Genomic DNA, 14099 nt, shown 5'->3' with positions numbered 1-14099 from the left:
TGTGTTCCGGAGTTGAATGCGCGTTCTCGCGAGAGTGTATACCGATTTGCCTCGAAGGTCATCGGTTCGTTCACGTGTACATTCTTAACTCAACTGTCCGAGAGTTTCATCTCATTAGGTAGCCCAGGACGGTTCGTCCGGGGGCACATGCATGGATTGTTCGCTAAGATTCCAGACAAAGGCCCGAGTTCAGCACGGGAAGAGCGAAGAACAGGATGTTAATTCGCCCTTGGATCAGCATCTTGCGATAGAAGTCGTTTCGCTTCCGCCAGCACGAAACCAGGATCCATGAATGGTTGGTAGCTTATGTCCTGCCAACGCACCTTTCCATTGCCGTCAATTAAAAAGGTCCCATGGAGAGGTTGAGCTTCAAAGTCGTCGTAAACCCGAAACGCTTTGAACACATTTAATGGCTCATCAGAAACAAGTGGAATTGGGAGCCCCACTTCATCGTAATTCTCGATCGATTGCTTCAACGTTTTCGGATCGTCGGTACTGATCGCTAGCATGCCGAGACCTGCTTCTTCGAATTCAGTGACCCGCGGCGCAAAGGCTTGCAACTGCTCAGCACAATGAAGACATCCGGAGCCAAGGTAGAAGATGACTACATAGGGCTTCCCCTGAAAATCAGTTGATGCATGCTGTTTACCTTGAACATCGTTTAATGCCCAGTTGGGAGCCTGAGACGGATACCAGCGGAATGGACCTAGGGAATCAAGAGATGGTCGTTCTCCGACGTCATCTGCAACTTGCCATCGAATCCGCCAATCGTCCATAAAGCCGAGTTCTTTAGAAATGGGAGTCAGGCGAGCGAATTGCGGAATATCAAGATCAATCTGGGCGGAGAGCTGTCGCAATTGGTCGAACGCTGACTTGCATTCGACCTCCTTTCCGGACAACCACAAAATCTCGACGAGTGCAGCAAGTGGATAAACTTCGTTCTTGCTGGAGTCCACAATCTTTCGAAGGGCTTTTGTCGCAGCGTCATGATCTCCGGACTGCCATTGAACTTTTGCAAGGTAGACCGAATCGACGTCACTGGCACCTTTGAGAAGTTCATATCCCTTCTGAAAATCCTGATTCGCGATCGCCTCGTGCCCTTTCAGAGCTTTGATGGCTGTTTCGAGATTCTTGGTTTTCGACTGAAGTTCCTTGCGAGCCTTTTCTGCTAATTTCTTGCCTTCTTCCTTATCGGTGTCTTCACTTGGGCTTTCCGTGAGGGAATCTGCCTCGGCCTTTAGCGTTTCCAAGCGGCGCTCGAGCTCCGCGATTTGAGCCTTGCCGGCTTCCGTGTTTCCTGTTTGAAAATACGCCAAGCCGAGATAGCGAAGACGTTTAATTTGTTCACTCTCGTCATCGGTTGGCTCAAGGTAGGTTGAATTTGCCAAGTCGATCAGAACATCCCATTGCTCATAGGTTCGGAGAACTTGAAACAATCGTTGTCTGCCGAAAGTTGTGCTTCCGTTCTTGGCAAGGGTGTTGTAGCGAGGATGGCGTGGAAGTTCGATCATGTTCTTGGCCAAATCAATCGCATCGTGAACCCGTCCAATATGAATCAAGTTACGAATGAGCCACTCGTTGTTATGGGCAAAATTGTGAATCTCATCCGGCATGACCTGATCGTGAATCATGTGGGCATGGTCGACCCTCGCCGAAGCCTCTTGCTGCCAAGCTGCATCGTGATATCGATGTAACCGGGAATAGATGTGCCCAGGCATGTGCCACATGTGAGCGATGCTTGGTGAGGACTGACCACAAAGGGCTGCAGAACCAAGAGCCATCTCAGGTTGCCGCCTGTCCCAGAAATGGATACGGAAGTGATGCGCAGAGTGCATGGGCTCGACTTCAAAGATGTCCTCGAGCAGCGCATTGGCGGCGAAATAACTCGTACTCGACGACTTCGCTTCATACAAGTGCAACGCCAACAGGGCCTTCGCCTCGAGATCATCTGGGTACTTCAGGAGAATGTTCTCGAGCGACTTGGTGTAGGAATCATTTCTCTTCTCCTTTTCTTTGCTGTCGAATTTGACGTAGGCGTTGAGGGCGTCGATATACATCCTTTCGCGCTCATCAGCGTTGTCTTTACGCGCGACCGCTTCTTCTAGGAAGCCTTTCGCACGATCCAAGTTTTTGAGGTTGGCCATCGCGGCTCCCCAGTATGCCATTGCGCAGTCTGGATCAAGTGATGCCGCGTGTCGAAAGGAACGTTCAGCTTCGAGATACCAGAACCCGTAAAACTGACCTAGGCCTTGGTCGAAGAACTTTTGCACCACGGGATCGGCCGTGCTAATCGGAAATTGAACCTGCCCCGTCCCACCCATGAGATAAGCCTTCTGGCGAGGCCCCTCATTGAACACGTCACCGTGGAATGAGTGTCCCTCTAGAATCTTGTCGACTTTGTCCGTTGGCTCGTCACGGTTGTCTTCGGGGACATTCGCTTGCTCCGCGGCCAGGGGACAAGCCAATAGAATGAACAGAAATGGCCATACGGAATCTCGAATGAAGTTAGAACGCAGCATAAATTCCACGGTCACTGAGAACCGGAACGCACATTCATCAAACAATGAAGGTCCGTACCGATCGAGGGGGATTAGAAGGAGGTATTCGGTATAAAGCTTAGCAAACACAGATGCGTTGTTTCAAGCTGCAACAGCCGCAGTTGCTGGGTTCATAGGGTGTTGGGCTTGTTAGAGTGAGGCAGACGCGAACTGGTGCTTAGGTGAAATAGAGTGCCCCCTTTCGGGGGCAGCATGTATCATTGACAGTCGGTCCAGAGCAAGAAACCCAACTGAATCTTGCTATGGAATCTAAAAGCTTGAACCAACTAAAGACCGTCACGTTTCTTTCGGCAGTCGTAGTAGGCCTGCGCAGGGTAACTGGTCGGATTCCAGGCTTGGGCAATTGTAATTGCTGATAAGGAGACATCACCGCCAAACGACGGGTACTATTGACCGGATGTCCCTTGCTTCTTTGATGCTTTCACACGCTCAACTTCAGACCCTTTTGCGTCCGCGGTTCAACGTCTCTCGCATCTTCGATTTGTTGAACCAGATCGCCCGCCGCTTCGTGGTTCCTCAGGTAGGGCATTTCGATTGGATGCCGTGTTTGGCTGGTCTTTAAGTCGGTGTATGGAACCGCTCATTCAAGGTAACGCTCCGCGACGCGCAGGGCAAAAGAAGGCACTCGAGATCCCCTGGAGTAACGTGGATTTAGGAGTATATTGAAGTTAAAGGGGGTGACTATCATGCGTGAAGTCATTCGTCGGATCTTGACAGCTGTTTGCCTTTATGGCGGGATCACCTTGTGCCTGATCCAGGGCGGCGATCTTTACCGCGTTGAGCCCGTCGACTGGCACCATGAGGTCGAATCCAAGCGGCAGCAATCTCGGCAAATTACAGGGATGATGTCCGCCTATCTGGGCAGCGAGGCGGTCGAAGGGGTCGATCTGGCCGAAAACACCCGCGGAACACTCGAGGAATTCATTGCTGATGAAACGGAGGGGAGGCTCATCATCGTGTCCGGTCCCGACTGGGAAGGGCTTTGGAATGATGTGTCAGCGACTGTTTCTGATAACTCTCCTTCCTCTGCCTGGGCTGCTTGCCGTGGTGTCGAACATTGCCGTGAATTTGTTTACCTCAAACGGTCGGCCGGGCCTCTGACTCAGTTGGCTGACAACTGGCCCATCGGATCCGTGCAGAGTTACGTGCGAATCGATCCGGTCGAGACAAGCGCCCAGCCGCATTATCTAAACGTTGTTCAAGTCAGCCCCAGCGACCTCCTCCGCTGTGCCCCTTTGCATATTGCTTACCCCTATCGCACATACGGTGCAGCCACGTTGATATTCGGGCTACTGTTTTACATTGGGTTTCCTCGCCGCCCGCGCCCGGAAGGGACGGCGATGTTTTACGAGGCCCGCGCCGCTGGCTGGCTACCTGACCTGCTAGCCGCCTTCGGTTCGGGAATGTTCTTTGGTCTTCCATTCCTGATCGCCAGCGATACGGGGGGCTCTCCGCTGAAGCTCGACTGGCTGCCAATAACTGTAGTCATGTGGGGCATGGCGGGGCTTTTCGCTTCGATGTTCGTCATTACTACGTGGTACCAGACTCGACGCGTGACATGGGATGAGCACGGTGCATGGATCGAAACGTGGGGCTGCCAGCCGACGTACGTGCCGGCCAACGAGATCGAAACCGTGGGGTCTCACATGCTGCAGGCACCCGCTTGGCTGAGGAATTTGGCATGGGTTATCACGATCTTCAATTGGCGGGCCGGTTCGTCGGCGATCCTGTTGGAACAGTCTGATCCCGGGTTCGCGATTGCCACGAAACAGGGGCAATCCTTCCGTTTTACTGGGGCAGGGCTATATGGGGCGCGGTCTTTTCTGGCTTGGCTTGATACCCACCATGTGCCAGTTGATCCGTCGGCCCGTGAAATCATGCGTACAAACTCCGATTACAAACCGACACGCATAGGTTGGATCATTGCGGTTATCTTCGCCGTGCTGATTGTGGCGCTGGTTGTGCCGTCGCTGTGGAGAACGGCTGTCGAGGCGATGCCGCACGCCGAACCGGAATTCCGCCAAAGCGCGTTCGCCGTGGTCCAGGAAACTTCTTCGCCGGTCGCCGCCGATCCGATCGATGCAAAGCCGGTTGAGAGTCAGGCTACCGCGCTACCGCCAGGTATTCTCGCGGTCGAACCAATCGTCACGCCTGAAATGCTCGCTCAGGAAGGGGCAATCCTGCAAAAGATGGAACAGAAGAGAGAGGAACTGAAGACGCTTCAGTCGGAGATTGGGACAATCACCAATCCGAATGCCGAGGTGATCGAGAAAGTCCAGCAAATCATGCGTGAGATGGAACAGCTTCAAGCGGAATTTGACGATTTGCGCAGAGGTGGACTAACGACGAAAGGAAACCAGCCATGAACCCCCAGCCTGGTGCACGACAAGCGGCAGCAATCGATCGCAGGGAGCCCAACGGGCCCTACGAAATGCATGTTCTAATCGCAACCGACGGGACCCACCGCATTTCACAGGGATTTGCGCTAGTGACCAGTCTGGCCATGCTTCTCTTCTGCGTCGGCTTGGCCCACGGGGAACCACCTCCTGCGTTCCCGGCGCTGACCAACAACTGGTGCGGCAACGCCGAAACTCTAGAGCAAGTGATTGCTCACACGCAACAGGAGGACCAACGGCTGTCGGATGAAATTGATGCGTTGAGCAAGGAACTGGAAGAATTGGGGGGACGCCGACAGGAGCAAACCGAAAAGCTGTGGGGCGAGTATCAGGCCGTCCGCGATGCCTTGCGACGCACACGAACAGGTCAGGGCAACGAAGTCGATCTCGCGAAATACGACCCGCTTCTCATGGAAGTGGCCGCACTGGCTGAGTGGCAAAAGACGCAATTCGAACGATCTCGGGACGTGTGCAACGACATAGCGGAAACCACGCTAGGCAACATTCTGGAAGGGCAATGGTCGAGCCTCATTGCCCAGAACAAGCTCCAGAAAGCCCAACGACAATATCGCGAAATGGTCGACCGGAACCGCCGCGAAAACCATCTCCGCGACCAGGGGCGGATCACCCGGCTCAAGTCGTACGTTCACTCGGCACAGGATCAGGCCAACCACCTGATGTCGAAAGCCGCCGACCTGGATAAAAGCCTGGCGACCTGGAAGGAAAGCCAGAAAAGGCAGCCAGGCGACCCTGGCTACCAGCAATCCACGCAGAACTTCATTGACCATACAACGGTCGAACGAGACAAGGTCACCGGTGAAATGCGGACACTCGTCTCGCATGTTGAAACATGCGAGGAGATCATTGGTCTACTGGAAAGTCACCGCTCCGGGGCAGGTGCTATGAACCCGAACTCAGCTCTCTATTCCGACCTGAGGACTCGGCTGCGGCAACTTCATTCGGCGTTCCTTGACGAGTACGACCCCTTCATGGACCCAGCCCCTGGTTCCGCCGAATGGAAAAAGCGCCGCGACAATCCTCGTTACGCCCAGCAGCAAGACTTCGTCCGTCAGCAGCAGCATGCCCGAGCGGTGGCTGCGGAGGCGATGCTGGGGATGGACCCAGATATCCTGACTGGGTATGACGTGGCGGCCGTCGAACGGGAAACAATCGGCGGGATCGGTAAGGTGGAGCACTACCGTCGCTTGGCCGCAATGTACGACCGGATGGCTACCGACGTCGAACTGGGGGTTAAGAACAACCTCTTGGTCCTAACCGGGGTGTCGCGAGACAAGATCACTGACCTGGAACGCCAACGGCATCGACTCCGCGGCCTTCAGGCAGAGATTAAAGAAGTCCAAGGACGCCTCGGCGTCTATCGCGATATCTGCCGGGAAGCGTGTGAAAACCAAGGCCGATTTGCAAAAGGGAAGCCGTTTCGCTGGGATCGCATCATGGTGAATTCCGCCAGCGGCGCAAAACTAACGCGAGGCAAATTCGAATTCCGCGTGGGAGGGCACCAGATGGTGACCGCGGTGTCGGGTAAATGGGAAGAGAAGATTGACCAGTTCGATCCACCCCACGAGTACGGCACCTTTGAAGTACCGAGTGCGGGAAAACTTCAGGCCCATTTGAAGGTCTCGCCACCAGCCAAGAACGTTTGGAGTCTGTCCAACGCGGACACGCAACTGCTCGTTCAATTTCAGCCGAAGATCGGCGACGACTACGGCCCTGCGATGACGGTTGTTTCGGTGGGGGGACGGATCGGTCGCGAGCCCAAAGCAGAGCACGAAGGGGAAGGGACTTGGCCCTGCCAGGGGAGATTGATCGTCACCTGCGGCGCGGCCGGAGGTAGCGGTCCCCTGACCGGCGGCCAGTTTGACCAGCAGTACAGCGGCAGCGTCGAGATCCTCGAAACGTACGCGACGACTGACCTTGTTCCTCCCTACACGGTCTCGGATGGAGACCGCCTGGTGACCGATCCCCAGGGTCAGATGTGGCTGGCCACGCCCCTCTCGCGAATTTGGGCGGGGCCGAATACGGACTTGACTTTCAAGCTGGCCGCAGACGACCAGGCGCGAAACCGCTGGGACGTTCAAGGCGGAAAAATTCGCGTCACCAGTCGCCACGAGGAAAAGCCTGACCCCACAAAACGCGGTTTCTACGAACCGGGCTTCGATTTTACCCTATCTCTCCGCGGCAAGGAGGAACAACCAGCCGAATCGAAATTCAATTACGTCGTCCACCCTGTTGGGACTGACTTTGAACTGGAACATCGCGGCGAATCGGCCTTGATTCGCGTTTACTCGGGGAGTGTCGAGATTTCCGGATCCGGCCAGCACAAGCTCAGCGCAGGGGAGGAAATTGTCTTACCGGCCGGAGAACCAGTCGCCTTCGACACTTCAATTGATCCGGGACTGCTCTACGCAGGTGTGCCAGCCCTGGAAATTCCCGTGTTCCAAACCGTCGATCAGCCTGACGGAACCTGGAAGGGCCGTTTCGATGGCGAGACTTGGGGGGACGGCTGGCTATGGCAAGACCCGGACCAGGACGTGCAGGTTGAATCGCTGGCGGAAGGTGTAGCTACGATTACGGTTCCCAATGGAAACGAGTTTTGGCAGAACACGTCAACCGCCCCGCGGCTGCTGCATCCCGTGACGGGCGATTTTCAACTGGATGCCGAACTCGAGGTTCACTGCGAGGGATTGAATTTTGCCATCGCCGAGTTCCTGCTCTATTCACCCACCTCACTCCAAGGCTGGCACGCTGAGCAGATGGCATCCGGACCGACAGCCGACTATCGCCTGTTGGGAGGAGGCTGGATGCAGTCGAACAATGACAAGCGGCTTCCATTGTTTGGGCGCACGTTGGATAAGTCAGCGAAGGCCCCGGATAACGGCCGCATATTCATGCGACTGACTCGCGAGGGGAACGTCTGGCAAACCTCATGGAGCGAGGATGGCCGACACTGGAACCTTGCTGGACGCGAGGTGTTCGACACCCATCCCATGGTTTGGGCGGGACTGACGCTGAAGCGGGTTGCCAACGACGGCCTGGTCAACGAGCCGCTGGTCTGCAAACTCCACCGGTTGGAACTTCGCTCGGGCAGTGTACCGGGCGTCTCGCCGTGGCTTCCCGTCGCCTATTCGGGAACCATCGAACCGAAGGAGGACGAGGTGGCCCTTTCGCTCGATGGTTCCGAATTGGGTGAGGCGTTAGCGTACTATCGCCAACCGCTGGTAGGGAACACCGAGGTGGTTGTGTGTTACGACATCGGAACATGGAATCATCAGCCCGGCCAGGCGCGGGCGTTTTCGATCGGTCTCGACGCGATGGACCAGTCGAATCAGGCATACGTCGGCTTTTTCCGTAACGATGGGAAAGTCGGCCCGATGGTCCGTTCCGACTTGATGGTAAACAGGGGATGGAATAATTTTCGCGAACGCGCAGTGGATCCATTTCCCGATCAAGGCTGGCTCCGCCTGATTCGCCGCGGCCCGGCGATCGAGACCAGCTTGTGGCGTGAGGGACAATGGGAACCTGTCGGTAGCTACGAGCAAGCATTTGACCAGCCAGTTTATCTCTATGCCTTTATCGGGAATAACGCGCAGGCAACCGTGTCGACCGAACTTCATGCGACCGTCCGAATCGAGCGGATTTGCGATGGCTTAAGTGCAACCGCCGCCCCAGAATTCGTTCCAGATTCCCCCGATGTCTTCATCGAAACGGAAGAAGCCAAGCCGATTAAGGCACCGCAGGATATTGCCGTGCGTCAGTGGCGATCCCCGTTCCCGATTGGTGGTTTATTCACTGATTCACAGGGTAATGCATACGTATTTTCGGCTACCCGAGACCGGTCCAAACTCGTGCAGGTTGCCCCTTCCGGTCCCAGCTCGCTGGTGCTGGAGGCCCCAGTCCTGGCGGGGCTCAACCGCAAGGCAGGCATGTTCGATCCCAATGGAATGCTGATGGTGTCGGTCGACTTCTGGCCGGAAGGTGGAAATTTGTTCGGGGGTGTCTATCCAGCGTCTGATAACGAAGAGCCGCAACTTTGGAACGAGAAAGTCAACTTCGGCGACATCACGGATCTTTGCTGGATCGAAGAATTTGGCTGGCTGCTAACCGACACAAATCGCCGCAACGTGTTTCGGGTTGCATCTAACAAGGACGAACCGGTCCCGCTGATCCAGGATGGTCCTCCACCGATCGTTCCTATGGAGATGGCATGGGACGCAGAGTCGCAAACGCTGTTTGTACTCGACCAAAAGTCGATGCCTCCCACGGCCGAATTGGGGAGTACTATCCTGGCCATTCGCGAAAGCCGCAGCGAGGTCCTCTTCGAGACGGGAAAGGGAAGGTGGCTTAAGAGCATCGCCTTCAGTTCCGGTGGAACGTTTCCGCGGGGGTTGTACGCGCTCGATTCGGAAGGACACTTTACGGCCATTTTGGGATCGCAAGAGTTGGGCATACTCAGCGGACTTACCCATCTCGAGCGCATTAAATTTGCCCCGACTGGCCAACTTTGGCTGACCGGTGGCCAGGAACAGCCGACAATTGCATACCTGGAGAATCCGCTGGTCGCATTCCGAGAGTCCTCGGAAGATACAATGGGCATCTCCGTTTCTCCCCCAATTACGAATTCTGGAAAGTCGATCGAGTCGAGCCGTTTGGGCCTGACGGTCACCGAGGTCAACTCGCAGATTGCCCGCGACCTGGGTGTCTCCTCGGCCGGAGGAGCGGTCGTAAGCGTCGTTCTGCAAAATGGACCGGCGGAGGTGGCAGGGCTAAAGCCAGGTGACGTGATCTTCCGCATCGATGACGCCCGGGTCACTCAGAGCAGCGACCTGCTGTCCTGGCTGAAAGCCCATCCGGGCGGTAAGGAAGTGCTCGTCAAGTTTCAACGCACTGGTCAACTGATGTCGGCGGTTATTGAACCGAATGCGGTCGGAACCGGGAGCGATTCCTTGCCCCCGTCCGCCCCTGGCATGACTGCACCGAACCCGCCTACTGATGTGCAACCTCCGCAGCAACCCGCACCGCCGATCCCGGTAGGCCCGCCCGCCCCTCGAGCTGTTCCATTGATCGGCTTGCGTGCTACATCTGCTGGAACGCCAGAAGCCCATCGACTGAATGTTGAATCGCCGACCGGGGCGGTGGTCACCGTCGTACATGCAGGAGGACCGGCACAGCGGGCGGGGTTGCGCATCGGGGACCACATCGTTCAGTTTCGTGGAGTCGAGGTATTGACCTACGAAGACTTCGAGGCTTCCTTCTTGAGTTGCCAGCCTGGCGAACGGGTCGAAGTAATCTTCGTCCGCGGCATGCAGCGTCTCCGTGCTACAATCGCCCTGGGACACAACCCACAGGGTGATTCCTTGTACCAAACCTATTCGCACGCCAAAGAAGGCTTCCAGCTGCGGATTCCGATCTCGTGGAAGCCGCCAGTCGTGATGGCCAACGGCGTTGCCACGATTGTGTCGTTTAACGGCAATTACACGTTGCATTGCCTAGCCGACCCACCCTTGCCGGCCGATCGTGTGCCGCTGGACGAATTTATTCGACGCCACCAGATGGTCCATCCAGAAGCCAAGTCAGGCCGCTGGAAAACCGGAGACGCCGAGTTCGCCTTTATTTCGGTTCCGTCGGAAGGCCCCCAACGCTTCCTGCGATACGCAATTGCAGTGAAACGGCAAGGACAGGTTGTTCAATTGGAAGCACACGCACCCATACTTTCCGCCCCCGACCAAGTACCGGTGGCTATCCGCCACGTCGTCGAGTCGCTGGTTTTCGTGGGGAATCGTCCTTGATCGGCCAGGCCAATTGTTTGAACAGAGACGATCAATCAGCCGAGAACGAAGGGGGTAAAGCGTAAGCGGGTGAATTGATGGACTCCTGCACCTTGCCCGCATGAATCTTTAACACATGCGAGCAGATCATCCAGCCTCTTCGCGAAACGGAGGTGCTGGATGATCTGCTCTGGCGTGAATCTTCTTTTAGGCATAAGAAATCTCCCTTCAAATAGGCATGAATTCGGCAGATACTAATTTACCGAATGGACGCGGTTGAAGGGGGCAGGTCATGGACCGCCAGCCCGGCTGAAACGATTCAATCGTTGTTGAATCCCCCCTCCGCTGAGAACGGCGAATATGCGTTGTCATTCGACGGCGTCGATGACTTTGTCCGATTGCCGTTTGGATACCAAGGAGAGCACCCACTCACGATCGAAGTGGATGTCGAGGTGACTGACGAGAGCAGGTCTGGTGCCGTCGTTTCGACGACTCAATATAGTGGGCTGGGAATTACGACTACTCGAGTCGGAAGTGACAAATCGAGATCAGCGGTCTACTCCCTGATCGGAGCTCAAGCACAAACAGCCTCGGCAGGTTATCTGAGGACAGAAGTGACTGAGCTTCCGTTGATACCGTCGGTCGTTCGCCTCACGATGGTTGTTGATAACGATGGCTTTTCGCTGTTCGTCAACGGCAAAAAATCGGGTGAAATAGAGCTTTCTGGTACTTATACATTCAACGATTTAAATTTCGTACTCGGTGCGAGCCCGGTGGATGGCACAGCCATTGATTTTCCATTCCGGGGAATCATTCACCGAGTCCGCTTCTCGGATATTGCCCGGTACGACCAGAACCACACGCCGGCGGAGCTTGTCCCGGATGAACACACGATCGCCCTCTATCGCTTTGATGAAGGCCAAGGCAGTGTCCTGAGCGATTCATCCGGCAACGGACATCACGGCAAGATCGTCGGAGCAAGATGGATGAAGGTCGTCCCAGCGTCAGAGCAGTAGGCGTTCTTTAACCAGGCAAAAGAGCTAACATTCGAGCAGCGACTTCAGGCCAAACTTCTCCAGGGCCGGATACGACGAAGATGTCAGCCCGCTTCGAGCCTTCAAAAAGCTCAAGCCGCTACGGATCAACGGCGGATGCCCAACTGTCGACCTCTCGAATCTCAAGTTCGTCCCGCTCAAGACGATTACCAACTCGGAGGTGATCATTCGACGAAACCCGAAGATCTTGCGAGAGATGCCTTCGGTGAAGACCATAAACGGCGAACTAGCCCAAGCAGATCTCGATGCCGTGGAAGCCGATCCTTGGCCGGTCAAGGCGGTAACCCAATAGATCGGGTCGCGTCGACGGAGTGTGAACTACCAAATGGACGAGGGTGTTGGGTTCGGTAGAGTGAGATAGACGCGAACCGTGTATCAGCTGCATCAGTTCGCCTCGTGTTATCGGTAGCAGTTGCCTACCCAAGGATGGTTCGGCCTGGGTTAAGTCAATTTGATGAATACTTGCTCTCAATTTGAACGGACCTTAACGTTTGATCGTTTGGGCCTCAAAAAAAAGGCGATCTCGATCAACAAAGACCGGGACCGCCTTATGGGAGAGAGTGTGTGCCTTACCAAGCTTTCGACCAACTGGCGAACATCTGGAAGTCGGTTTCCAACTGCACACCGTCCAGGTCCTGATAGACGGGACGAACCAACTCTACATTCAGACGGCTTCCGTCGCAGAACTGGTAGATGCCGCCAATGCCTAGATTGAACCAGAAGCCACCTCGCATGTCGGTGCGGGCTGTACTGATCATGTTGGGATTGAGTTGGGGGTCACCAGGGCCGCCGTAGTTTTCCCGCCAAAGACCCTCGGTGCGGAAACTAAACGACATTTGTTCGCCAACTCGCCTAGCGAACCACCAGTTGAGCTGATATTCGTTTCCGACCGTGTAGTCGCGATAGTTTTCGCCCACGGGAAGGTTCGTTTGTAGCTGGACACCGGTGCTGGCCATGTCCCAATATTTTTTGTAGGTAATGCCTGGGCGGAAGTTGAAGGTTCCACTCCCAAGTTGCATCGGATACGGCATCTGCGTTTCAGCTCCCATGGGACTGGCAGCCGTTGTCGTGCCGTGAATGTTGCCGGTAGGGGCACTCATGCCGAAATTGAAAATCCAGTCGGTGCTTTCCGTGTCATAAAGCAAAAAGAGCGCGCCAAATCGAAGATCCGAGAAGCCCTCGTTGTAGGTGGTGAAGGTCGTCCCGTTACGCCGCATATGGTCCATGGTCAATTCCATCCACATCGGCATCAGGTACAGTGTCACGTTATCGGTTGCCCCGTACATGACGTGGAGCATTTGCATATTCATGTCCATACGGGTCGGTGTGGCCATAAAGGGGATGCCGGTCACGTCGAGAGCGGCCACATCGCTGACCTGTTGGGTCCCATAGCGATTGCCATCCATGAACATTTTCTGGAACTTGTACTCGATCATGACCTCGCCCTGATGGTGGACGTGATCTCCCATCAGGCCCGCTGGGGCATGGCTATCGGGGCGGCCTTCTTTCAATGAATGCCCCTGAGCATCGCAGCAGCATGCGGCAAATGGCTCCATCGGTGAGTAAAGCTGTTCACCGGAATCAGCGGCGATCGGATGAGCGGTGGCTAGAGCAGGCACCAGGCACAGAGCAATCGTTGCCAGGTACCGAGAAGTTAATTGTCGCATTATGGGAGAGTCCTTTCCTGAATGATCCGTTGCAGGCCCACCTCGCTGGGGTCAGAGTGAGGAATAAAGCCGTTTTGCCGTCAACCGTTTGGCTCTGTCGCGGATATCCTTGCCGCGAGAACCACTTTTAGCCACTTCTTCGGCAAATTGCCTTTGATGCCCATATTTACAAGATCGGGTGTGGGTCATGTCGGCCTTGAGTCTGACGGTCGGCTTCTGCCGGATTTCAACGTAATAGATACAGCCAAATCAACAAGTATATGCGCATGAAAATATAATGACATATATACTTGAGATGTAAGTATATGAATTGTGTTGTAAGGCGGCTCATGGTGGCACGCTCACAATGAAATGACATAGAGTCACTTTGTGGAGAGTGAGCCTCACCATTTCACGCGAACGTGCCACCACGAGCCGCGCGATATCCCAGAGATTGCGCGGCCGGAAAGGCAAGGCGCATACCTCGGGCGCTCTTCTGATTGAAGGAGAAGCGACTGATCGTTAGGCAGTCGCCATGCGGAGCTTGGGTGGGGGGATTGGAGGAGAGTCGTCAATGGAACTCATTGACGGGACCACAATAGAGGCGAATCCACCCTTGGCAGGACCGTTTTTGTTCGTTTCTTCGCCTAAAATGCAC

The 14099-nt window shown here is 55.3% G+C and carries 6 protein-coding genes; 4 read left to right on the top strand and 2 right to left on the bottom strand.

Annotated features, from left to right (window positions below; genetic code table 11):
- Positions 1–218: 218 nt before the first annotated feature.
- A complete protein-coding gene (locus C5Y96_RS20400; RefSeq protein ID WP_105357195.1) occupies positions 219–2519 on the bottom strand; it encodes a peroxiredoxin family protein in 2301 nt (766 codons plus the stop codon).
- A gap of 725 nt (positions 2520–3244) precedes the next feature.
- Here C5Y96_RS20400 and C5Y96_RS20395 point away from each other — a divergent pair.
- The 4 genes from C5Y96_RS20395 (at position 3245) to C5Y96_RS28020 (ending at position 12087) form a co-directional block, all read left to right on the top strand.
- Entirely contained in the window at positions 3245–4924 is a 1680-nt protein-coding gene (locus tag C5Y96_RS20395; RefSeq protein ID WP_105357192.1) for a hypothetical protein, read from the top strand.
- The gene (locus tag C5Y96_RS20390; protein ID WP_105357189.1) at positions 4921–10761 is read left to right on the top strand and encodes a PDZ domain-containing protein; all 5841 of its coding nucleotides are present in this window, start codon (positions 4921–4923) and stop codon (positions 10759–10761) included. The genes C5Y96_RS20395 and C5Y96_RS20390 overlap by 4 nt, the downstream gene beginning before the upstream one ends.
- A 305-nt stretch (positions 10762–11066) precedes the next feature.
- Positions 11067–11756 carry a LamG-like jellyroll fold domain-containing protein gene (locus tag C5Y96_RS20385; RefSeq protein ID WP_158261340.1) on the top strand — a complete coding sequence of 230 codons (690 nt, stop codon included), beginning with the start codon at positions 11067–11069 and terminating at the stop codon, positions 11754–11756.
- Between the two features lie 199 nt (positions 11757–11955).
- The gene (locus C5Y96_RS28020) at positions 11956–12087 is read left to right on the top strand and encodes a hypothetical protein (RefSeq protein WP_261341403.1); all 132 of its coding nucleotides are present in this window, start codon (positions 11956–11958) and stop codon (positions 12085–12087) included.
- A 277-nt stretch (positions 12088–12364) separates the two neighbouring features.
- Here the strand turns inward: C5Y96_RS28020 and C5Y96_RS20375 are convergent, their stop codons facing one another.
- Positions 12365–13462 carry a transporter gene (locus C5Y96_RS20375; protein ID WP_233199038.1) on the bottom strand — a complete coding sequence of 366 codons (1098 nt, stop codon included), beginning with the start codon at positions 13460–13462 and terminating at the stop codon, positions 12365–12367.
- Positions 13463–14099: the final 637 nt, after the last annotated feature.

The organism is Blastopirellula marina (genome assembly GCF_002967715.1).
Taxonomy (GTDB): domain Bacteria; phylum Planctomycetota; class Planctomycetia; order Pirellulales; family Pirellulaceae; genus Bremerella; species Bremerella marina_B.
Note: the sequence above shows the minus strand (reverse complement) of the source record. Positions and strands in the feature narration are given on the sequence as shown.